The organism is Veillonella sp., assembly GCF_041333735.1.
Taxonomy (GTDB): Bacteria; Bacillota; Negativicutes; order Veillonellales; family Veillonellaceae; genus Veillonella.
Genome location: NZ_JBGKFB010000001.1, coordinates 1,641,345 through 1,663,009 on the forward strand (window position 1 = coordinate 1,641,345; position 21,665 = coordinate 1,663,009).

General features: G+C 36.5%; 22 protein-coding genes. 21 read left to right on the forward strand and 1 reads right to left on the reverse strand.

Going from position 1 to position 21,665, the window contains the following annotated elements:
- The first annotated feature begins 39 nt into the window (after window positions 1-39).
- The 15 genes from coaE to ACDF53_RS07580 all read left to right on the forward strand — a co-directional run bounded on the left by coaE (window position 40) and on the right by ACDF53_RS07580 (window position 13,759).
- Window positions 40-654 (forward strand): dephospho-CoA kinase, encoded by a 615-nt coding sequence (gene coaE / locus ACDF53_RS07510; RefSeq protein WP_370815884.1) that lies wholly within the window; start codon window positions 40-42, stop codon window positions 652-654.
- A 156-nt stretch (window positions 655-810) separates the two neighbouring features.
- The gene (locus tag ACDF53_RS07515; protein ID WP_370815886.1) at window positions 811-1,365 is read left to right on the forward strand and encodes a lytic transglycosylase domain-containing protein; all 555 of its coding nucleotides are present in this window, start codon (window positions 811-813) and stop codon (window positions 1,363-1,365) included.
- The gene (locus ACDF53_RS07520; protein WP_370815887.1) at window positions 1,349-2,044 is read left to right on the forward strand and encodes a hypothetical protein; all 696 of its coding nucleotides are present in this window, start codon (window positions 1,349-1,351) and stop codon (window positions 2,042-2,044) included. Before ACDF53_RS07515 ends, ACDF53_RS07520 begins: the two co-directional genes overlap by 17 nt.
- A gap of 264 nt (window positions 2,045-2,308) precedes the next feature.
- Window positions 2,309-2,767, forward strand: a complete 459-nt coding sequence (rimP, locus tag ACDF53_RS07525; RefSeq protein ID WP_105089540.1) for a ribosome maturation factor RimP — start codon at window positions 2,309-2,311, stop codon at window positions 2,765-2,767.
- A gap of 17 nt (window positions 2,768-2,784) precedes the next feature.
- Window positions 2,785-3,861 carry a transcription termination factor NusA gene (nusA, locus tag ACDF53_RS07530; protein WP_370815888.1) on the forward strand — a complete coding sequence of 359 codons (1,077 nt, stop codon included), beginning with the start codon at window positions 2,785-2,787 and terminating at the stop codon, window positions 3,859-3,861.
- A 2-nt stretch (window positions 3,862-3,863) separates the two neighbouring features.
- Window positions 3,864-4,133, forward strand: a complete 270-nt coding sequence (rnpM, locus tag ACDF53_RS07535) for an RNase P modulator RnpM (protein WP_105089095.1) — start codon at window positions 3,864-3,866, stop codon at window positions 4,131-4,133.
- Between the two features lie 12 nt (window positions 4,134-4,145).
- Window positions 4,146-4,451 carry a ribosomal L7Ae/L30e/S12e/Gadd45 family protein gene (locus ACDF53_RS07540; protein ID WP_105089096.1) on the forward strand — a complete coding sequence of 102 codons (306 nt, stop codon included), beginning with the start codon at window positions 4,146-4,148 and terminating at the stop codon, window positions 4,449-4,451.
- Window positions 4,452-4,466: 15 nt separating this feature from the next.
- Entirely contained in the window at window positions 4,467-6,929 is a 2,463-nt protein-coding gene (gene infB / locus ACDF53_RS07545; protein ID WP_295802504.1) for a translation initiation factor IF-2, read from the forward strand.
- Between the two features lie 9 nt (window positions 6,930-6,938).
- Window positions 6,939-7,295 carry a 30S ribosome-binding factor RbfA gene (gene rbfA, locus ACDF53_RS07550; protein WP_005386857.1) on the forward strand — a complete coding sequence of 119 codons (357 nt, stop codon included), beginning with the start codon at window positions 6,939-6,941 and terminating at the stop codon, window positions 7,293-7,295.
- A gap of 17 nt (window positions 7,296-7,312) precedes the next feature.
- On the forward strand, window positions 7,313-8,257 hold the full coding sequence (locus ACDF53_RS07555) for a bifunctional oligoribonuclease/PAP phosphatase NrnA (protein WP_370815890.1): 945 nt from the start codon (window positions 7,313-7,315) through the stop codon (window positions 8,255-8,257).
- On the forward strand, window positions 8,257-9,198 hold the full coding sequence (locus tag ACDF53_RS07560; RefSeq protein WP_370815891.1) for a pseudouridine synthase: 942 nt from the start codon (window positions 8,257-8,259) through the stop codon (window positions 9,196-9,198). The genes ACDF53_RS07555 and ACDF53_RS07560 overlap by 1 nt, the downstream gene beginning before the upstream one ends.
- Before the next feature lie 2 nt (window positions 9,199-9,200).
- Entirely contained in the window at window positions 9,201-10,133 is a 933-nt protein-coding gene (locus ACDF53_RS07565) for a bifunctional riboflavin kinase/FAD synthetase (RefSeq protein WP_295794130.1), read from the forward strand.
- A gap of 13 nt (window positions 10,134-10,146) precedes the next feature.
- Window positions 10,147-10,911, forward strand: a complete 765-nt coding sequence (locus tag ACDF53_RS07570) for a shikimate kinase (RefSeq protein ID WP_005386853.1) — start codon at window positions 10,147-10,149, stop codon at window positions 10,909-10,911.
- Window positions 10,911-13,064, forward strand: coding sequence for an ATP-dependent RecD-like DNA helicase (locus ACDF53_RS07575; RefSeq protein ID WP_295794128.1), 2,154 nt, complete (start codon window positions 10,911-10,913; stop codon window positions 13,062-13,064). Before ACDF53_RS07570 ends, ACDF53_RS07575 begins: the two co-directional genes overlap by 1 nt.
- Complete coding sequence (locus tag ACDF53_RS07580; RefSeq protein ID WP_370815894.1) at window positions 13,064-13,759, forward strand: ComF family protein; 696 nt, start codon at window positions 13,064-13,066, stop codon at window positions 13,757-13,759. Before ACDF53_RS07575 ends, ACDF53_RS07580 begins: the two co-directional genes overlap by 1 nt.
- Before the next feature lie 49 nt (window positions 13,760-13,808).
- Here ACDF53_RS07580 and ACDF53_RS07585 read toward each other — a convergent pair whose 3' ends face one another.
- Window positions 13,809-14,411, reverse strand: coding sequence for an HD-GYP domain-containing protein (locus ACDF53_RS07585; RefSeq protein WP_004693025.1), 603 nt, complete (start codon window positions 14,409-14,411; stop codon window positions 13,809-13,811).
- A 905-nt stretch (window positions 14,412-15,316) separates the two neighbouring features.
- Between ACDF53_RS07585 and ACDF53_RS07590 the strand changes: the two genes are divergently transcribed.
- The 6 genes from ACDF53_RS07590 to secA all read left to right on the forward strand — a co-directional run bounded on the left by ACDF53_RS07590 (window position 15,317) and on the right by secA (window position 21,649).
- Window positions 15,317-16,123, forward strand: a complete 807-nt coding sequence (locus ACDF53_RS07590; protein ID WP_105089102.1) for a basic amino acid ABC transporter substrate-binding protein — start codon at window positions 15,317-15,319, stop codon at window positions 16,121-16,123.
- 11 nt (window positions 16,124-16,134) lie between these two features.
- Window positions 16,135-16,791, forward strand: a complete 657-nt coding sequence (locus tag ACDF53_RS07595; RefSeq protein WP_105089103.1) for an amino acid ABC transporter permease — start codon at window positions 16,135-16,137, stop codon at window positions 16,789-16,791.
- The gene (locus ACDF53_RS07600) at window positions 16,788-17,507 is read left to right on the forward strand and encodes an amino acid ABC transporter ATP-binding protein (protein WP_005386848.1); all 720 of its coding nucleotides are present in this window, start codon (window positions 16,788-16,790) and stop codon (window positions 17,505-17,507) included. Before ACDF53_RS07595 ends, ACDF53_RS07600 begins: the two co-directional genes overlap by 4 nt.
- Before the next feature lie 523 nt (window positions 17,508-18,030).
- Entirely contained in the window at window positions 18,031-18,228 is a 198-nt protein-coding gene (locus ACDF53_RS07605) for a cold shock domain-containing protein (RefSeq protein ID WP_005386847.1), read from the forward strand.
- A 241-nt stretch (window positions 18,229-18,469) separates the two neighbouring features.
- Window positions 18,470-18,997, forward strand: coding sequence for a ribosome hibernation-promoting factor, HPF/YfiA family (gene hpf / locus ACDF53_RS07610; RefSeq protein ID WP_005386845.1), 528 nt, complete (start codon window positions 18,470-18,472; stop codon window positions 18,995-18,997).
- A 216-nt stretch (window positions 18,998-19,213) separates the two neighbouring features.
- Entirely contained in the window at window positions 19,214-21,649 is a 2,436-nt protein-coding gene (gene secA / locus ACDF53_RS07615; protein WP_126413452.1) for a preprotein translocase subunit SecA, read from the forward strand.
- Window positions 21,650-21,665 lie beyond the last annotated feature (16 nt).

The window sequence follows — 21,665 nt, forward strand, 5'->3', positions numbered from 1 at the left end:
AGTTTCTTAATATTAGTTTATTAAAAATAGAAGGTATATATGTTTAAAATAGGATTAACTGGTGGTATTGCATCGGGCAAGAGTACAGTCCTTACCTATTTTAAGGACAAAGGAATACCTTACATCGACGCTGATATTGTAGCTCGCGAAGTAGTGGAGCCGGGGACTGAGGGCTTACAAGCTATTGTAGAGACCTTTGGTTCTAATGTTTTACATGCTGACGGCACACTCAATCGTGAAGCGCTTGGTGCTATAGTCTTTCACAATGAAGAAAAACGACAATTATTAAATAGCTGTCTAAAAACACATATACGCAATCGTATTATGGAATTGACATCTCAATATGAACAAGGTAATACACCAATTTTAATCTATGATATTCCATTACTCATCGAAGGGGAATGGTATACCATGATGGATGAGGTGTGGCTCGTATATGTGAATGAAATGACTCAAATCGAACGTTTAATGAGTCGTAATGGATATACGCGAGAGGATGCCCTTGCTCGTATTAATAGTCAAATGCGACTTGATGATAAATGTGCCTATGCAGATATAATCATTGATAATAATGGTACGCCTCATGATTTAACAGTACAGTTGAATACTATTTGGAATGAGCGTATAGAGACAGTTTTACAAGAATCAAAATAATTACCTATTATGTACTAAAATTGGTATATAAAAATTAGTATTAAATGGTATAATAAGCCCATAAAATTTTATATAATAGTAACCTACCATTAGGTGTATTACTATATTGTACCGATATCAAAATCGGATAAAGATTGTGTAAGGAAAGGGGGATATATGAAACGTGCAACGGCAACGGCGCTATCGTGCGTCGTACTTGGGTGGTTTTATTTTACTCATTTAGATGATCCTATAGCGCGTCAAGTGGCGTACCCCTTTAACTATAGAGATGTAGTGATGGCTGCAGCTGATAAGGAACAAGTACCACCCTCTTTGGTGGCTAGCGTTATCTTAGCTGAAAGTAAATATAAGAATACTGCCGAATCTGAAACAGGCGCCCTTGGATTGATGCAACTTATGCCAGATACAGCGCGATGGGTAGCTCAACAAGTTGGACATGGCAATTATACAGATCGCCAGTTAAAAGAGCCTGAAACTAACATTGAGTTAGGGACATGGTATCTAGGTCATTTGTTAAAAGAATTTAATGGTGATGAGGTACAAGCGTTAGCTGCGTACAATGCGGGACGTGGTCATGTTGAATCTTGGCTCAATGAGAATAAATGGAATGGCATGGTTGATACCATACCTTTTCCTGAAACGCGTAGCTATGTAAAATCTGTCTTACAGTATCAAGAAAAGTACGAGGCATTATATGGAAACGATTATTGAAGCTTGTAAAGCATTAGATTATTCATGGTTGCCTCAGCAAATTGAGGGATTTACCTTAGTGGCGTCAAATGAAGCTGATTATACGGCACTCCTTGAGCGTATTTCAGCAGGTGAAGAGGTATTAAAGGTACCTATTTTCCATTATCAAAATGATTTGGGGTGGCGATGGTCTGCCTTATATGATAAAGAGGTAGAGGATTATACAGTACATATTGAAATGCCACTATTTTCCTTTGTTGATATTTCTTTTGTGCGTGCTGATTTAGAGTCGTTTTGGCAAGGATTACAAGATCGCTGTGTCAAAGGGTTAACTAATATGTTAATAGAGCCAGCGAATAACTTTACCTTTACCTATCGTCGTCGAGGCATTCCTGAATGGGATTTTTCCGAGGTTATGCCTAAAGAACTGGAAGGCTTTGTATGTGATATTGATCCAGCTCATGCAATCCGGATGATTAATGGTTCTTTTATTATCGGTGAGTATCGTAAGATGGACGAATGTACAGGATTATTGCTATATTATAACGAATTGCGAGATGAATACTTTGCAGAACTTCGTTATAAAAATTATCCTGAAATAGACCATCACCTAGATGCTAAAAATTTAGATGATTTAACTACAGTTCTACGTGAACATTTGGGTCCTATATTAAAAGGATTAAATGAACGCGTCGACTAAGGATAATCATTATATATGACTATGCTATTTTTTGAGTTATTTTATATTCATATGAAATAATCTAAGTGGGAATGTTTGGTTAAAGCCCATAAGAAAGCGTAGAATTTGTATATACACAGCAAATGTGATATACTATATATGACTTTTATATAAATCTTTTAAAAGAGTGGGCTTATGTCCACTCTTTCATTTATGATTAGCCTAATTAAGGTATTTGAAAAAAAGAGATATATACAAGATGTAGTAATGAAGGAGGCGATGGCTATGAAGAGAGAAGCAGTAGAGGAATTTGTATCCTCTGTAGTTGAAGGTATTATAGCCGGCACCGAAATGGAACTAGTCGATGTAGATTACGTTCGTGAACGCGATTGGTATTTGCGTGTCTACCTTGATAAACCAGGTGGTGTAGATTTGGATGATTGTCAGATGGTTAGCGAAAAACTAAGTGCTGTCCTCGACGAAAAGGATCCAATTACGGAAAACTATTTATTGGAAGTATCTTCTCCAGGCCTAGATCGAGTTCTTAAGAAGGATAAGGACTTGATTCGCTATAATGGTCGTGATGTTGATATTCAGCTATTTAAACCGATTAATGGCAGTAAACAATTTACTGGTGCATTAGAAGGTTTTACAGACACAACTATCGATTTTACTATCAATGGTGAAAGTATGACATTCGAACGGTCTGCCATTGCACAAATTCGATTACATCTTGATTTTTAATATATGGAGGCATACGAGTGAGTCAAGAATTAATTCAAGCGGTAATGGTGCTTACAAAGCAAAAAGGTTTTGCTCCTGAGGTTATTTTTGAATCCTTAGAGGCTGCATTGTTGCAAGCATATCGCAAAGAACCAACATCTAATCCAGATGCTTACGTTGTGATCGATCGTGAAACAGGCGTTTATAAAGTTATGGCTAAGAAACAAGTGGTAGAAACTGTAGAATTGCCAGAAACAGAAATTAGCTTGTTAGAAGCTCGCAAAATTGACAAACGTTTTGAAATTGGTGACGTAGTAGAAGTTGATGTTACTCCAGCTAACTTTGGCCGTAGTGCTGCCCATACTGCAAAACAAATGCTTATTCAACGTTTGAAAGAGGCTGAACGCAGCGTAGTATATGAAGAATACTATAGTCGTGAAGGCGATATCATCACTGGCGTTATTACACGTGTAGAAGGTAAAAATGTGTTTATCGACTTAGGTAAAACAGAAGCTATTTTACCTCCTACAGAACAAATTGCTAGCGAAACATATCATGAAGGGGATCGCATTAAATGCTACATCGTAGAGGTTAAGAAAACTACGAAGGGCCCTCAAATCATGATTTCCCGTACACATCCTGGCTTATTGAAACGCCTCTTTGAATTAGAGGTGCCAGAAATTTATGAAGGTGTAGTAGAGCTTAAATCCGTAGCTCGTGAGCCTGGTATGCGTTCCAAAATTGCTGTATATAGTCGCGATGAAAATGTTGATCCAGTAGGTGCTTGCGTAGGTCCTAAAGGTCAACGTGTACAACATATCGTTGATGAATTGCACGATGAAAAGATTGATATCGTTAAATGGGATGAAGATCCAGCAATTTATATCGCTAACTCTTTGAGTCCAGCTAAAGTTGTTTCTGTTGATGTAAGTGAAGAAGAAAAATCCTCTTACGTTGTAGTTCCTGATTATCAATTATCCTTGGCAATTGGTAAAGCAGGCCAAAATGCTCGATTGGCAGCTAAATTAACTAACTGGAAAATCGATATTAAGAGTGAAACTCAAGCAGCTGAAGAACCTTTTGCAGGTTTTGGCAATGCTGAGGCCGGTGAATAGTCATGAAACCGAAATCCCAACCTATGCGCACATGCGTAGGATGTGGTGAGCCTAAGGCAAAACGTGAATTGATTCGCGTAGCCTTAAGTCCAGATGGCAATATCAGTATTGACCGCACTGGAAAAGCACCGGGACGTGGCGCATATTTATGCGAATCCATGTCATGCTTTGAGCAAGCCTATAAGGCTAAGCGATTAGAACGGTCATTAAAGCATAGTGTATCGAAAGATATATACGAAGCATTACAACGTGATTTACAAGAGAATGAGTAATCACCGATATACATGAATGAAGATAAAATTTTAAATCTCTTAGGATTAGCACAACGAGCTGGCAAGGTTATTTCTGGAGACTTTATCGTAGAAAAAGCCATGAAGAGAAAGGAACCTAAACTAGTCCTTCTCGCTGGCGATTGTGCATCCAATAATGAAAAGAAATATAATCAATTAGCAGAAACACATCATATCCCACTTCGTAGCATTGGTACTAAAGAAACTTTAGGAACTGCTATTGGTAAAGAGGTTCGGGTAGTGGTCGCAGTACTAGATGATGGATTTGCAAAGGCGTTACTAAAAGAGATTGATCGATAATAAGGGGGTATGTAGATGTCCAAAAAGCGCGTCCATGAAATCGCCAAAGAGTTCGGCGTAGAAAGTAAGCAGGTCATTTCTATCTTGCAACAACATAATGTAAATGTTACGAAAGCAGTTAATTCTGTAGATGATTCCGGTTATGAAATTGTAAAAAAACAATTGAGTAAGAAATCTGAAGCATCTAAAGTAGCACAAAAAACAGAACAAAAAGTAGAACAAAAATCTGCTCCAACTGCAGCTCATAAACAAGAAGCTGCGCCACATAAACAACAACATCCAAATCGTTCTAACGAACAGAAAAAGGATAATCGTAAACAAGGTGGTCAAAAACAAGACGATCAATCTAAACAAAATGACCATAAAAAGGGCAATGTACGTCATGTACAAATCTCTGAACCTACACGTAAATCTGAAGGTAACCAACAATCTGGTGACCGCGCTAACAACCGCCCTAACAATAATAACCGCAATAATGACAACCGCAATAACAATGGTCGTCCTAATGATGCGCGTAATAATGATAATCGCAATAACGACAATCGAAACAATGATAACCGCAATTCTAATAACAATGATCGTCGTAACAAGAAAAATAAAAAAGGTGGTAACAACCGTCCTCAATCCTTGTTATCTACATCTATGCAAAAGAAAAAGAATCGCGTAAAACATCGTAATGAACAGTACTTACAACAAAAAGCTGAAGCTGAACGTAAGGCTGAAGCAGCGATTGCTACGGAAATCGAATTATCCGGTCCTTTAACAGTTAAAGAATTAGCCGAAAAAATGGGCCGCGAAGTATCTGAAATTATCAAAAAGTTGATGCTCTTAGGTGTTATGGCTAGCATTAACCAAGAGGTTGACGTTGATACTGCTACAATCGTAGCTGAAGAATTTGGTGTAACTGTAACAGAAGTAGAACCTGAAGAAGATCCTACTGATATCATCGAGATTGAAGATGCACCAGAAACATTAAAACCTCGTCCTCCAGTTGTTACTATCATGGGTCACGTTGACCATGGTAAAACATCCTTGTTGGACGTAATTCGTCAAACTAATGTAACAGCTGGCGAAGCAGGTGGTATTACTCAACATATCGGTGCTTACCAAGTTCGTTATAACGACAATAAAATTACATTCCTTGATACTCCTGGCCATGAAGCGTTTACAGCTATGCGTCTTCGCGGTGCTAAATCTACAGATATCGCAGTTCTTGTTGTAGCTGCTGATGATGGTGTAATGCCTCAAACTATTGAAGCCATAAACCATGCTAAATCTGCTGATGTACCAATTATTGTTGCTATCAACAAAATGGATAAACCAGGTGCTAACCCAGACCATGTTAAACAACAATTGGCTGAACATGGACTTTTACCAGAAGAATGGGGCGGCGATGTAATCATGGTTCCAGTATCTGCTAAACAAAAACAAGGTATCGACGATTTGCTCGAAAATATCTTGCTTGTAGCAGAAGTTATGGAATTGAAAGCTAATCCTAACCGTAAAGCATACGGCGTAGTTATCGAGGCTCAACTTGATAAAGGTCGTGGTGCTGTATGTACAGTACTAGTACAAAAAGGCTCCCTCCGTGTAGGTGATACTGTACTTGCTGGTACAGCATACGGTAAAGTACGTGCTATGACAAATGAACGCGGTGAAAAAGTTAAAGTAGCTCGTCCTTCTATGCCAGTAGAAATCTTGGGCTTCTCTGAAGTTCCTCAAGCGGGTGAAATCATCAATGGTATGGATGACAACGAAGCACGTGCAATTGCTGAAAAACGTATTGCCAAACAACGTGTTCAAGAATTGCAAGCAACTCACAAGGTTACATTGGATGATATCTTCAACCAAATTCAACAAGGTGAGTTAAAAGACCTTAACATCATCATTAAAGCTGACGTTCAAGGTTCTGTAGAAGCATTGCGTCAATCCTTAGAAGGTATTAAAAATCCTGAAGTACGTATCGTAATCGTTCATGCTGCAGTAGGTGCTATTAATGAATCCGATATCATGTTGGCTTCTGCATCTAATGCAATCGTAATGGGCTTCAACGTACGTCCAGATGCTAATGTTCGCCGCGCTGCGGAAAATGAAAAAGTTGACCTTCGTACATATCGCGTAATTTATGATGCTATCAATGACGTTGAGTCCGCGATGCGTGGTATGTTGGCTCCTCAATTCAAAGAGGTTGTCGTTGGTCGTGCAGAGGTGCGCCAAGTCATCTCTACACCTAAAGCTATCGTTGCCGGTTCTTATGTAACAGAAGGTCGTATTACTAACGACTCTGAAGTTCGTTTGATCCGTGATGGTATTGTCGTATTTGAAGGTAAGGTTGACTCTTTACGTCGATTCAAAGACGAAGTGAAAGAAGTTAAAACATCCTTCGAATGTGGTATTTCCTTAGAAGGTTACCGCGACATCAAGGAAGGCGACGTAATCGAAGCGTACTTGATGGAAGAAATTGCACCTCAAATTTAGGAGGTTTATATGAGTGACGTTCGTGTCAGAAAATTACAAGAATTTATCAAACAAGAGGTAAGTCAAATGTTGATGCGCGGATTGAAAGATCCACGCATCGGCTTCACTACTATTACTGATGTTCATGTAACAGGTGATTTGCGTGAAGCTACGATTTATGTCTCCTTGTTTGGTTCCGATAAGGAAAAAGAAGATACACTTATCGCTTTAAAGCATGCAGCAGGTCATATTCGTACTGAGCTTGGCAAAGTACTTAAATTGCGCCATATTCCTTCTATCACATTCGATAAGGATACGTCTTTAGACTATAGCATGCATATTGAATCCCTTTTGAATGAAATCAAAAAGGACGAAGAAAAAAATTAACACAAAGGATACAGAACATGAGTAAGATTACTATTAATCAATTACATATGGCTCTGTGTGAAGCTAATTCTATTATGCTAACCGTCCATGTCAGACCTGATGGCGATGCTATCGGGTCCATGGTGGCCTTTTACGAAGCCCTTGTAGGGCAAGGTAAAACTGTATATATGGTAGTGGATGATGTAGTTCCTGAGAAGTACTCATTCTTACGATATACGGACCACATCCATGATGTAGCGTATTTTGAAACAAACCCTGTTGATATTGATATGCTAATGGTATTGGATGCTAGCACGTATGAGCGAATTGGCAAAGTAGGTGCACTATGGAGTGCACCTATTTTTAATATAGACCACCATATTTCTAATACGGAATTTGCTGATCATCTATATTTGAAGCCTGACTTTGCTGCTACTGGTGAAATCGTTACCGATTTATGTACAAAATGGAATTGGCCTATCACCGAGTCTATGGGTACTGCTTTATATATGGCTATTGCTACTGACTGTGGTTTCTTTAAATTTAGCAATACAACTGCCAATACGTTAGAAATGGCTGCTAAATGTGTAGCAGCCGGTGCTAGACCTAATGTTATTTCTGAAACGATTGAGGCTGTGTCTGCAAGTCGTCTGGAATTAACAAAACAAGTTATGCAAACTATTGAGTTCTACAAGAATAATACAGTAGCTACCATCGAGATGAATCGCGAGGCTATGAACATTCTCGGCGATGATACAGATGGCTTTGTGGATATTATTAGAAATGTAGATACTGTTGATATAGCTATTTTATTGAAAGCTGAAGCTGATGACAGAACACGGGTAAGTTTACGATCTAAAGGTACCGACGTGAATGCTATTGCTAGCAATTTTGGCGGTGGCGGTCATATTCGAGCTTCCGGTTGTACGATTAATCTACCATTACAAGAAGCGAAACAGGCTCTCATTGAGGTGATTAAATAATGGATGGCATTTTACCATTTTTAAAACCTCCTGGTATAACAAGCCATGATGCTGTTGCTATTTGTCGTCGCATTTTAAAAGAAAAGCGCATTGGTCATAGTGGTACTTTAGATCCTATGGCCTATGGCGTGTTGCCCGTTTTTCTTGGTAAGGCTACGCGTCTTATTGAGTATACAGAGGGGTTTGATAAAACCTATGTAGCAGAATGTAAATTTGGTACTTTTACCGATACTGAAGATAGTTCTGGTCAACCGGTATTACCTGATAAAGATATGGTATTGCGAGACGGCGTTCTATTGAATGAATACATTCAAAGTTCAGAACTTTCCGATGCTATGCTTAAACCTACTTTTGATGAATTAGTTAATACACTAAATACCTTTATTGGTGCACAAAACCAGAGGCCATCAAAATATTCTGCTATAAAGATAAATGGTATACGTGCTTATGAATATGCTCGTAAAGGGATTCCTGTAGAATTACCATTACGTCAAATTCATATTAAACATATTGAGCTGATAGCGTATGGTTTTCCTTATTTTACAGTTCGTGTAACTTGTTCTGGAGGTACTTATATTCGTTCATTATTGCGTGATATCTGTGTTTCATTAGGTATACCAGGAACCATGACATCCTTGGCACGTACTCAAGTAGGACCATTTGATATTGATTCTGCTAAAATGGCTGAAGAGTTGATGCTTCATGGTGAAAGCCTATTGTTACCAACGGATACAGCCGTTTCTCATCTTTCAAAAGTGATGGTAAATAGTGTACAATTAAAGATGATTGTGCAAGGTAAGGAATTGCCTATTGGTAACGAATTTTCTTATACTGAACCAGAACATTATTATAGAGCCTATGGTCCTCATGGATTTATAGGGATTATGAAACGAACTAACCACTCTTTGAAGGTGGAAAAAAATATTTTTATTGAAGGATAAGTATGAAGCAAATACATTCGTTTGATGAACTGCGTCAAATCAAAGATACAAAAGTATATGCCCTAGGTACCTTTGATGGTATTCATCGAGGTCATCAACGAGTTATACGCAAGGCCGTTGATGAGGCAATGGCAGTTAATGGTGTTAGTATAATCATTACCTTTGAACATCATCCACTAACTATACTACATCCAGAGCGAGTGCCTAAACGGGTCATTCAAGAAGAGATTATGGATTCCGTTCTTGAAGATTTGAATGTAGACTATATTTTACGGTTGCCTATGACTGAAGAGTTACTAAAAATGAGTGCTGACGATTTTTTGGGCGCTCTTTGTACAGATATGAATGTAGCTGCTATTGTAATTGGAGAAAACTTTACATTTGGTGCTAAAGGTCTTGGTAATCCAGATTATATGAAACAAGTATTAGCGGATAAAAATATACAAGTTTTAGTGCAGCCCTTATTGCCTTGTGATGGACTTAGTACTCCTATTTCAAGTACGGAGATTAGAAAGGCCATTCGCGAAGGGCGTTTAGAAGATGCTACTCATTGGCTTGGAAGACCATTCCAATTTAAAGGGACTGTAATTAAAGGTGATCAACGAGGACGCACATTAGGGTTCCCAACATTGAATTTGTTGCTTCCTAATGAAATGGCTACACCTCCAGATGGTGTATACGCTAATCGCGTGTGTATCGATGGTACTTGGTATGATGGGGTAGGTAATATTGGGGATAATCCTACATTTAAGAATCAGTACCATAGATGCGAAGTACATGTATTTAACTTTGACCAAGATATATATGGAAAAGAAGTAATTGTACAATTTATTTCCTATCTTAGAGGGGAAGTAAAATTTAATAACTTACAAGATCTTATTGATCAAATGAAGGTAGATGAAGAACAGGCTTTAGCTGTTTTAGCTAAAGCATAATAAGGGGGTTCTCATGGATATTAAAGAAGCTCGCAAACAAATAGATAGTATTGACTCCGTACTTGTTACAGAGTTTGAAAAGCGTCTTACATTGATTAAAGAGATTGGTAAATATAAAGATGAACATCATTTACCACTCATTGATGAAGAACGTGATGAAAGTATTATTGCGTTGCATACTGAAAACTGCAAAGATAAAACATTGGCACCTTATATTGAAAATTATATAAAAACTGTTGTGTCTATGAGCAATGAGTTTTTAAAAGAGCATATGCATAAGCATATTTTCCTCATTGGCATGCCAGGTGCCGGTAAGACAACAGTTGGCAAAATGCTAGCTAAAGAATTAGGCCGAGATTTTTACGATCTAGATCAAACGATTCAAGATAAGGTTGGGAAATCTGTTCAAAAAATCTTTATTTATGATGGTAAAGATGCTTTTAGTGAATATGAATATAACACGATTAAGGAATTAATTCATAATAAACCATCTGTTATTGCTACCGGTGGTGGTACTGTTACTTATGATAAAACAGTTAAGCTAATGCGCAATAATGGCCTTGTTGTATTTGTTAATCGTGATGTGAATCATATCTTAGATGATTTGGATCTTGAAATTCGTCCACTTGTAAAAGAAAGTATTGAATATATCTTCAATGTATATGAAGAACGATACCCTTTATACGAAGAAGTGGCACATATCAAAATTGGTAATGAAGGTAGCATTACCGATGCGGTACAAGAAATTATTGAAGCTTTGCCTAATACGGAGAAATAATGGACGCCATACGAGGATTTGTATACCGAACTATATATGAGAATACACAACGTACGTATTGCGTGTTTGTCCTTAAGGATTATAATGAGGAATACATTACTTGTACTGGTAAGTTTGAATCTCCTAAAGAAGGAGAAGATATTGAAGTTCGAGGCCGTTATGTAGAACATGAAAAATACGGTCGTCAATTTGATGCTACTAGTGTAGAAAAACTTAAACCTGATAACATGGGGGCTGCTAAGACCTACTTATTGAATTTAGGTATTAAAGGTTTTGGTGAAAAGTCCGTAGAAAAGGTTCTTGAGTATTTTGGTATCCGTATTTTAGAAGTTTTACGGGAGGAACGTCCCGAAGAAATTAAGGATGTTCCTGGACTTCGTAAAAGTGTTAAGGACGAATTATTTAATACCTTACTTGGTGAAGGTATTTTATCTGATTTAAATCACTTTTTTGAAAGCCATCATATTTCTTCTAAATGGAGTCGTATCGTATACACCTATTATGGTGTTCAGTCTATTGCTGTTATCGAGGATAATCCTTATACCTTGTTACGTGTGGCTCCAGATATGCTTTTTGGCACCGCTGATACGCTAGCAGAACACTTGGGTATTACAGGTAGTGATACACGCCGTTTAGAAGCGGGATTGGAATGGATTCTACGCAGTTTGGATAATCAAGGGCATACGTGTTTGCCTGTGGATCAACTTATCGGTCGTTTAGACGATTTATTACAAACTGATGTAGATGATATTGCTAACTTTATTGAAAGCCTATTGGAGCAAGGTGCTTTATATAGTACATATTATGAAGATATCCTATATATTTACCCTCCAGAAATGTACGTGTCTGAAGTGGAAAGCGTTCATTATACAAAAGATTTCTTATTAGAAGCAGATCCGATATCTCTTGATATTCCTAGCTTTATAGAAAAGTTTGAAGCTGATAATCATATTACATTTGGGGATGCCCAAAAAGAGGCTATACAGCTATCCTTCTTTGAAAAGTTTTCCCTTATAACTGGTGGCCCTGGTACTGGTAAGACGACGATTATTAAGGCTTTAGTAAAAGGCTTCCAACTTAGTGGACTAGGACGTATTATTCTTAGCGCTCCTACAGGACGTGCTGCAAAACGACTTACAGAGGCGACGGAGTTTGAAGCGACTACGATTCATAGATTATTAGTACCTGTTCAAGGTAGTGATTCCTATGATTTTACTAAGAATGAGGATGATCCATTAGATATTGATGTTATTATCATTGATGAAGCATCTATGCTCAATGTTCGTTTATTCTATTCCTTAATGGCAGCTATTCCTAAAGAAGCCCATGTCATTATCGTTGGCGACGTAGATCAATTACCGCCTATTGGTGCTGGTTTTGTATTAAAAGACTTACTCGATAGTGATTGTGTTCCTTACACACGGCTCAACCAGATTTATCGTCAAAGCTCTGGTAATATTATTGTTGAAAGCGCCTATGCTATTAACCGTGGTGAAATGCCGAATTTGGATAGCGTAAGTGAAGAGTTTTCTTTTATTCCTGTTAAGTCTTATGACATGATGATGAAAGCTATCATTGATGTGTATAAACGAGAACAAGAGCATGTAGACGATGAATTAGATATTCAAATTATTTCTCCTATGCGCCGTGGTGAAGCAGGTAGTACATTAATTTCTCAATATGTACAGCAAGCTGTTAATCCACCGGATAGCTTAAAAGGGGAAGCTCGTGTAAATGGTATTACCTACCGTGTTGGCGATAAGGTTATTCAAATTCTTAACGACTATGAGTTAGAGGTCTTTAATGGTGAAATTGGTGTCATTTACGCCATTACACGAAGCGATATTTGTATCCGATTTATCCATAAAGATGTTCGTCTACCTATTGATGAAGCTCATATGATTATGCCTGCTTATGCGATTACAGTTCATAAGAGTCAAGGTAGCGAGTATGGTGTAGTTATCATTCCATTTGTACCACGTTATGGTGGTATGTTGCAGCGTAATTTGTTGTATACAGCTGTTACAAGAGCAAAACGGAAGGTTATCATTGTGGGTACTACAAGCGCTATAGAACGTGCTGTACGTACTGTAAATGCAGATGAACGATATACATTGTTTAAAGAAAGACTACAAGGGAGATGTGATTCGTAATGAGTCTTTGGGATTTCCTATTTCCACCTGTATGTCCTCATTGTGGTGCCTCTGTAGCAACACAAGGGGATTGGTGTGAAACTTGTTTTAATGATCTATTACATATTCGTCATGTACCACATAAATTTTTACATTATGTAGATGATGTATGTGTGCTAGCAGACTATTGTGGTGGTCTAAAGTCTATGATTTACGATGTAAAATTTAATGAAAAAAAGGAGCAGTCCAAGGGGGCTGCTCCTTTTTTAGCATCGTACAACTTTTACATGAAATATGATGAGTTTAATATTCTAAATGGCAATTGTAAAACTGTATATGATTATATAGTTCCCGTACCTTCAAGTGAGACTAAGAAGAAAAAGAGAGGCTATAATCAGGTTGATTTATTTTTTAAGAATTGGGCATACTCGTTAGAGAACATAGATAAACGATATTTTGTATGGCTAGATTGTATATATAAGTTTGAAACTTCTAGTGATATGTGGTCCTTAACACATAAAGAACGACATCAAAATATAGATAATGCTTTTGTAATCAACGCAGAGTATAAAGACACTGATTTTTCCACAAAGCGTATTTTAATTGTAGATGACATTTATACTACAGGAGCAACAATCGAAGCCGTAGCAAAGGTTCTTAGGTCATATAATCCTAGTAGACTCGATGCTTTAACACTAGCCAGCGGAAGTTTTTAAATATTTACAAAAAAAGCGTTCACCGAATGGTGAACGCTTAATCATTATATTAGCCTAGAACATCGATAAATGCTTTTACTACATCTGGATCAAAGAGAGAGCCGGATGCACTAAAGAGTTCTTCTTTTGCTTTAGCTTTTGTTTTTGCCCAAAATTCTGTAGAAGGATTAACTGTTGTATCATAATAATCTGCAACAGCAATGATTCTAGCTCCTAATGGGATGTTAGCACCACGCAAATGTTTAGGGTAACCAGAGCCATCCCATTTTTCATGGTGGTAACGAATATAAGGCAAGATTTGTTGGCAGCAAGGGTAGTTTTCGATCATATTCGCACCACTTGCAGCATGTTGCTTATACTTGGACATTTCTTGTTTATTAAGATATGGAGATTTTTGGATTAATGCATTAGGTACCATTAATAATCCTACGTCATGAAGTAATGCTGCATGGCGAATTTGTTCAATTTCATTTAATGGTAAACCCATTTTAGCAGCAATACTAACTGCATAGTTTGAAACTTGGATAGAATGAGTGTACAGATGATAGCTTTTCATTTGTATCATCTGCAAAAGCTGAGCGCTAATGGCTTCTAAACTGTCCTTCTCCAGTTCGTACAACCCAGATGGTTGCATTAATGATAACATAAACATAATAAACCCCTTTAACTAACATGTAGAACATATGGTACAACCCCTCGTACTTATGTTCATATCGTACAACTTTAGGCCGTTCTTATTTAATAGTATACAAATTATACACCATAAATAATATTTTGTGTATGATACGTATGTTCTATTATACATGTTGTATTCATATTTGGCATACTAAAAATAATTGACATTTTAAGAATGTACTAAATATAGTACCTAGAAAAACTAATTTTATAAATATTAAAATAATATGAAGAATATTTTAGGTTTTCTATGACAATTTTCTATACATACCAAAAAAGGGGTTGCAAAATTTATTCTCATTTCAATGAGAACTGAACGATGCTATGTTCGGAAATATAATTTAATCGTTAGGCCTTATTTATTTTAAGAATGTATATATAATTATAAATCTAGACATGTATAGTGTTATTCTTTATAATACGTCTATACGGGTCTGTGGTTGAAAGTCGATGCCAGTCGCAGGCGAAACGATCCACATAAGCAACCCAAGGGGTTGTGAGCATGGTGCGGCTTAGGTGTAAGTCCTGCCGGTAAAACCGAGAGGGGTAGTAGTGGGGAGTCTCGGACTTATGAGCGAACCCTCCAGCAGGCGAGTGTGGGGGCAAAGACCAGGTCAGCCGTATGCGGGCACATGAGGCTTTTCTCATGTGCTTTTTTCTTTTTATACATCTGTATATTTAAAAATGGTGAAAATACCGATTCTTATGGGAAAGTTTTTATACATTATTGTTATAAATATACAATCAGTGTATAAAAATAAAATATAAATATAGTGATTAATTGATATTTAGGATGATTCTATACAAAATTATTGACATAATTATACTAAGTGGTATACTAGTGGAATAAAAATAGTTAGTTTAGTAAATGAGGATGATTCGATGTTAAATAGCAAGTTAAAAAAATTAATCATTGGTGGTTGTATGTTAGTAATGGCCGGTACTGTAATTGGCGGTTGTGGATCTTCTACACAAACAACTTCTAATAAACTCATTGTTGGTACTAATGCCACATTTGTACCATTTGAATTTAAAGATGAAAAAACTCAAGACTACACAGGCTTTGATATTGATTTAATTCGTGCCATTGGTAAACGTATCAATAAAGATGTAGAGCTTAAGAATGTTGCTTTTGATGCTTTGATTCCAGCTTTAAATACACATGATATTGATGTAGCTGCATCTGGTATGACGATTACCAAAGCTAGAAGTGAAAAGGTATTATTCTCTTCTCCATATTATGAAAATGCCCTTGCTGTAGTATATAAAGATGGCGCAAATATCACATCTCTTGACGATCTTAAAGGCAAGAAAATTGCTGCTCAACTAGGTACTACTGGTGCAGATTTAGCCCATAAAATCGAAGGTACTACTGTAAAAGAGTTTGACCATAGTAATGAAGCTTTGTTAGAATTACAAAATGGTGGTGCTGATGCAACTGTTATTGATTTGCCAGTGGCTCAATATTACAGTACTAAACATCCAGATCAACATATTAAATTTATGGCATATCCAAATACAAAAGAATATTTGGGCTTAGCAATTAATAAAGATAATAAAGATTTACAAGAACAAATCAATAAAGCAATTGCAGATATGAAGGCTGATGGTGAATTTAATACATTATATAAAAAATGGTTTAATGTAGATGCACCTGCTGATATGCCAGTAGTGGTAGAATTTAAATAATAGGAGAGATCATGAGTTTTAATTGGGGGTTAATTGCGGATAATTTACCGCTCTTATTACAAGGTGCACTTGTAACCGTAGAAATTACAGCTATGTCTGTTGGCTGTGGTTTCTTTATCGGTTTATTAGTAGCCTTAGCAAATTTATCTAAATTTACTGTAGTTAGATTATTAGCAAAATGTTATGTAGATATCATTCGTGGTACACCGTTATTGGTACAAATCTTCTTGATTTATTTTGCTTTGCCAATGATTACAGGACAACGTATTGATCCATTTATTGCAGCTGTTACCGCATGTAGTATTAACTCTGGTGCATATGTGTCTGAGATCTTCCGTGCTGGTATCCAGTCTATCGATAAAGGTCAAATGGAAGCAGGTCGATCTCTTGGTTTAACTTGGGGTCAAACTATGCGTTATATCATCATGCCTCAAGCTTTCAAAGCAATTATCCCACCATTGGGTAATGAATTTATTGCTATGTTGAAAGACTCCTCATTGGTTTCTGTAATTGGTTTCGAAGAATTGACACGTCGTGGTCAATTAATCATTGCTAAAACGTATGCATCCTTTGAAATCTGGGGTACAGTTGCTGTTATTTACCTTATTATGACAGTAACAATTTCACAATTAGTTGGTTACCTTGAAAGGAAATATAGCATTAAATGATTAAATTAGAAAATGTACATAAATCCTTTGGTAAAAATGAAGTATTAAAGGGCATTGATTTACATATAGAAAAAGGTCAAGTTGTCGTTATAATTGGTCCATCTGGTTCTGGTAAAAGTACAGTATTGCGTACTATGAACTACTTAGAAGAGCCTACATCTGGTAAGGTAATTGTAGATGGTATGGATCTTTCTGATAAGTCTAAACTCAATGAAGTTCGTGCTGAAGTAGGGATGGTATTCCAAAACTTTAATCTTTTCCCACATATGACTGTAATGGAAAATTTAACATTAGCTCAAACTAAGGTTCGTAAAACTTCTAGTGATGAAGCTAAGAAAATCGGACAAGCTTTACTTGATCGCGTTGGGTTAGGAGATAAAGCTAATGCATATCCTGATTCCTTATCTGGTGGTCAAAAGCAACGTGTTGCTATTGCCCGTGCCCTAGCGATGAAACCAAAAGTTATGCTATTTGATGAACCTACATCTGCACTCGATCCAGAAATGGTTCGTGAGGTTCTAGATGTAATGAAGTCTCTCGCAGAAGAAGGGATGACGATGGTTATTGTTACTCATGAAATGGGCTTTGCTAAAGAAGTAGCTGACCGCGTATTATTCGTTGATGGTGGATTAATCTTAGAAGATGATACTCCTGAAAAGGTATTTGATGCTCCAACAAATGAGCGAACAAAATTGTTCTTGTCGAAAATTTTATAATAATATTTTCTAACATAAAAGGAAGTAAGTTCTGAAATTCAGAGTTTGCTTCCTTTTTTTGTATTTTTAAAGATAACCAAATTTGTAGATATTAAATTTCTTAATATATGAATCGATTTATATCTATTAATATATTTGATGACTTATTTTATCCGTATCTGTTCAACCCTTGTAAATAAGCGCTTTTAGGCTTTTCTTAATCTATAAAATACGATTATCGCCATAAATATTTGTGATATATAAATATTTTATACATATATATTTTGGAGTAATAATTTTTAATTCATATAATTTTATGATTATAAAATTATGTAATAATTTAATGTGCTGTTCGGAAATATTTATAATATAGATAAATAAAGGTTTTAAAGTAGTTTTTAGGGGATGAATTATCAATAAGATATATTTGTATATTCATTAAAAGCGTTAATATTATTGTTTGATATTTTATACATGCTGTGTTATGATACAAGTGTAGTGCAAGACAGTAAGACAATATATATATTTTTAGGAGGATGTTACCATGTTAGGTAAAGTAAAATGGTTTAGCGCAGAAAAAGGTTATGGTTTTATTGAACGTGAAGACGGTAGCGATGTATTCGTACATTACTCTGCGATCCAAGACGAAGGCTTCAAATCTTTGACAGAAGGTCAAAATGTAGAGTTTGATATCGTTGATGGTAACCGTGGCCCTCAAGCTGCTAACGTTGTAAAAGCGTAATAACATACCAAAAAATACATAAAAGCAACATATAAAGAAACTCCGATATCGCATGATATTGGAGTTTTTCGATTGTTACTGGAAATAATATTTATAATTCTGCAAAAAATATAAAAATTCTTTTGAAAAAAAGAGGAGTTTTATACCTTGATGTAGAAATACTAAATATAACACGAGAGATAAGTAAAAAATTACTACACACTCGTATCTCGTGGATGATTTTTAGAAAGGGTGTTGACTTATGAAAGTAGCAATCAGAGGTAAAAACATTGAAGTGACAGATGCTCTAAGAGCATACATCGAAAAAAGATTGAGCAAATTAACTCGTTACTTCGATGATGAGTTAGATGCACAAGCGGTTTTATCCGTTGTTAAAGATAAATCTACTGTTGAACTTACATGCTTCGTTGATAAGATCGTTCTTCGCGGTGTAGAAACAAACGATGATATGTATGCAGCTATTGATTTAGTAATAGACAAGATCGTACGTCAAATCCATAAACATAAAACTCGTTTAGCAAAACGCTTCAAAAAACAAGAAGCTTTCCATCCTGAAGCTTTAGCAGCTCCTGTAGAAGAGGAAACTATCGAAGTTGTAAAACGGAAACACTTTGCAGTACGTCCTATGGATGTAGAAGAAGCTATCTTACAAATGAATCTTATTGGCCATGACTTCTTTATGTTCTTCAATGCTGAAACAGAAGCAATGAACGTAGTATATCGTAGACATGATGGATTCTATGGTTTGATTGAGCCAGAATTACAATAACCTATAATATCGGCTGACAATAATCCTAACTCCTTTCTACTTTTTAAATCAGCCGATTATTATATCAAGGTGGATGACCATTTTGAGTCATCCACCTTTTTTATAAAATGCTATAAATAATCGTGAAATGCCTTGAATTCTTTGACTATTCAAGGCATTTTCGTTATAATAAATTAGATAAAATAATGTAAGATGTCCTATAGAGGAGTGATTTGTTTGTTAAGCTTTTTACAAAGGCTATTAGGCAATAATAACGCAAAAGAAATTAAAAAAATGCGTGCTATTGCTGATCATATTAATGAAATTGAACCGAATTATGTTAAATTAAGTGATGCTAACTTAGTAGCAAAAACCGATGAGTTTAAACGTCGTTTGCAAAAAGGGGAAACGTTAGACGACATTTTGCCAGAAGCATTTGCTGTAGTTCGCGAAGCATCTAAACGTGTGTTAGGCATGCGTCATTTTGATGTGCAGTTGATCGGTGGTATTTGCCTTCATAGAGGTAATATCGCAGAAATGCGTACTGGCGAAGGTAAAACATTAGTTGCTACATTGCCAGTATATCTAAATGCATTGACAGGTAACGGCGTACATGTTGTTACAGTAAATGATTATTTGGCTACTCGCGATAGTGAACAAATGGGTCGTTTATATAACTTCTTAGGCCTTTCTACAGGTCTTATTGTGGCTAATCTCGATTATAACCAACGTAAAGAAGCATATGCATGTGATATTACATATGGTACAAATAATGAGTTTGGTTTTGACTATTTGCGCGATAACATGGTATCTGATGTATCTCAAATGGTACAACGTCCATTGAATTACGCAATTGTCGATGAAGTTGACTCTATTCTTATCGATGAAGCGAGAACTCCATTAATTATTTCTGGTCCTGGTCAACGTTCCACAGATAATTACTACAAGTTAGCTAAAATTGTTCCTCATCTTGTAAAAGATGAAGATTATACAATTGATGAAAAACAAAAGACTATTGCACCTACTGATTCTGGTATCGCAAAAGTCGAAAAAATGCTTGGTGTTGAAAACTTGTATGATGCAGAAAACATCGAGTTAAACCATCTACTTGGTGCATCTTTACGTGCTTATGCTATGATGCATCGCGATACTGATTACGTAGTTAAAGATGGTGAAGTTGTTATCGTCGATGAATTTACAGGTCGTTTGATGTTTGGTCGTCGTTATTCTGATGGCTTACATCAAGCTATCGAAGCTAAAGAAGGCTTGAAGGTTGAACGTGAAAGTCAAACATTGGCTTCTATTACATTCCAAAACTATTTCCGTATGTATAAAAAGCTTGCTGGTATGACTGGTACAGCTAAGACTGAGGAAAAAGAATTCATCGATATTTACGGTTTGGAAGTATTGCCTATTCCTCCAAATAAACCATTAGCCCGTGTAGATTTGCCAGATCAAATCTTTAAAACTAAGGCTGCTAAATATCGTGCCGTAGTACGTAATGCTGTAGAACGACATCAAACTGGTCAACCTATTTTGATTGGTACTACATCTATTACACAATCTGAAGAGCTTTCAGATATGTTATTACGTGCAGGCGTACCACATAAAGTATTGAATGCTAAACATCATGAAAAAGAAGCTGAAATTGTTGCCAATGCTGGTCAAATGGGCATGGTAACAATTGCTACAAACATGGCAGGTCGTGGTACTGATATTACATTAGGTGAAGGTGTACCTGAATTAGGTGGCTTGGCCATCTTAGGTACTGAACGTCATGAAAGTCGCCGTATCGATAATCAGTTGCGTGGTCGTGCTGGTCGTCAAGGTGACCCAGGTTCCTCTCAATTCTTCTTATCTTTAGAAGATGATTTGATGCGTATCTTTGGTGCTGACAATATTACAGGCATTATGGATAAACTTGGCATGGAAGAGGATGAACCTATTGAGCATTCTTTGATTACTAAATCTATTGAACGTGCTCAAAAGAAAGTAGAAGATCATAACTATAATATTCGTAAATATGTACTCGAGTATGATGATGTTATGAATCAACAACGTGAAGTATTATACGAACAACGTCGTCGTATTTTACGTAATGAGTCCTTACGTGACACAATCAATGAAATGATTGATAAACTTGTTACTGAATCTGTAGATGCTTATGCAGATGAGAAATTATATCCAGAAGAATGGGATTACGAAGGTCTCTACAAGCACTTGAGTCAATATTTCTTAACCGAAGATATTATGACTCCTCAAGATATGGAAGAATATAGTCGTCAAGAATTATTAGAACGCTTGCTTGAAATTGCTCATGCTGAGTATCAAGATCGCGTTGATATGCTTGGTGATGCTATGTTTGGCCAACTTGAAAAGGCTATTATGTTGCGCGTTGTTGATAACAAATGGATGGAACATTTGGATAATATGGATATGTTGCGTGAAGGTATCGGCCTTCGTGCATATGGCCAAAAAAATCCATTGGTGGAATATAAATTTGAAGCCTTTGATATGTTCCAAAACATGATTGCTGCTATCCAAGATGAAACAATCATGGCGTTGTACAAAATTCGTGCACAATTGATTCAAGAAATTGAAGAACCAGTTGACCACTTAGAAGGTGCACAACCCCATCATGAAGATGTGTTGGAGCCACAAAACATAGATTAAGATTTGTGAATGGCAC

Excerpts from the sequence above, each read along its gene's own strand:
- ACDF53_RS07605 (WP_005386847.1), top strand. The coding sequence starts at position 18,031 with ATGTTAGGTAAAGTAAAATGGTTTAGCGCAGAAAAAGGTTATGGTTTT.
- ACDF53_RS07595 (WP_105089103.1), top strand. The coding sequence starts at position 16,135 with ATGAGTTTTAATTGGGGGTTAATTGCGGATAATTTACCGCTCTTATTA.
- rbfA (WP_005386857.1), top strand. The coding sequence starts at position 6,939 with ATGAGTGACGTTCGTGTCAGAAAATTACAAGAATTTATCAAACAAGAG.
- infB (WP_295802504.1), top strand. The coding sequence starts at position 4,467 with ATGTCCAAAAAGCGCGTCCATGAAATCGCCAAAGAGTTCGGCGTAGAA.
- ACDF53_RS07585 (WP_004693025.1), bottom strand. The coding sequence starts at position 14,411 with ATGTTTATGTTATCATTAATGCAACCATCTGGGTTGTACGAACTGGAG.
- ACDF53_RS07540 (WP_105089096.1), top strand. The coding sequence starts at position 4,146 with ATGAATGAAGATAAAATTTTAAATCTCTTAGGATTAGCACAACGAGCT.
- ACDF53_RS07570 (WP_005386853.1), top strand. The coding sequence starts at position 10,147 with ATGGATATTAAAGAAGCTCGCAAACAAATAGATAGTATTGACTCCGTA.
- ACDF53_RS07560 (WP_370815891.1), top strand. The coding sequence starts at position 8,257 with ATGGATGGCATTTTACCATTTTTAAAACCTCCTGGTATAACAAGCCAT.
- ACDF53_RS07555 (WP_370815890.1), top strand. The coding sequence starts at position 7,313 with ATGAGTAAGATTACTATTAATCAATTACATATGGCTCTGTGTGAAGCT.
- ACDF53_RS07575 (WP_295794128.1), top strand. The coding sequence starts at position 10,911 with ATGGACGCCATACGAGGATTTGTATACCGAACTATATATGAGAATACA.
- hpf (WP_005386845.1), top strand. The coding sequence starts at position 18,470 with ATGAAAGTAGCAATCAGAGGTAAAAACATTGAAGTGACAGATGCTCTA.
- ACDF53_RS07515 (WP_370815886.1), top strand. The coding sequence starts at position 811 with ATGAAACGTGCAACGGCAACGGCGCTATCGTGCGTCGTACTTGGGTGG.
- coaE (WP_370815884.1), top strand. The coding sequence starts at position 40 with ATGTTTAAAATAGGATTAACTGGTGGTATTGCATCGGGCAAGAGTACA.
- ACDF53_RS07590 (WP_105089102.1), top strand. The coding sequence starts at position 15,317 with ATGTTAAATAGCAAGTTAAAAAAATTAATCATTGGTGGTTGTATGTTA.
- ACDF53_RS07520 (WP_370815887.1), top strand. The coding sequence starts at position 1,349 with ATGGAAACGATTATTGAAGCTTGTAAAGCATTAGATTATTCATGGTTG.
- rnpM (WP_105089095.1), top strand. The coding sequence starts at position 3,864 with ATGAAACCGAAATCCCAACCTATGCGCACATGCGTAGGATGTGGTGAG.
- ACDF53_RS07580 (WP_370815894.1), top strand. The coding sequence starts at position 13,064 with ATGAGTCTTTGGGATTTCCTATTTCCACCTGTATGTCCTCATTGTGGT.
- ACDF53_RS07565 (WP_295794130.1), top strand. The coding sequence starts at position 9,201 with ATGAAGCAAATACATTCGTTTGATGAACTGCGTCAAATCAAAGATACA.
- ACDF53_RS07600 (WP_005386848.1), top strand. The coding sequence starts at position 16,788 with ATGATTAAATTAGAAAATGTACATAAATCCTTTGGTAAAAATGAAGTA.
- rimP (WP_105089540.1), top strand. The coding sequence starts at position 2,309 with ATGAAGAGAGAAGCAGTAGAGGAATTTGTATCCTCTGTAGTTGAAGGT.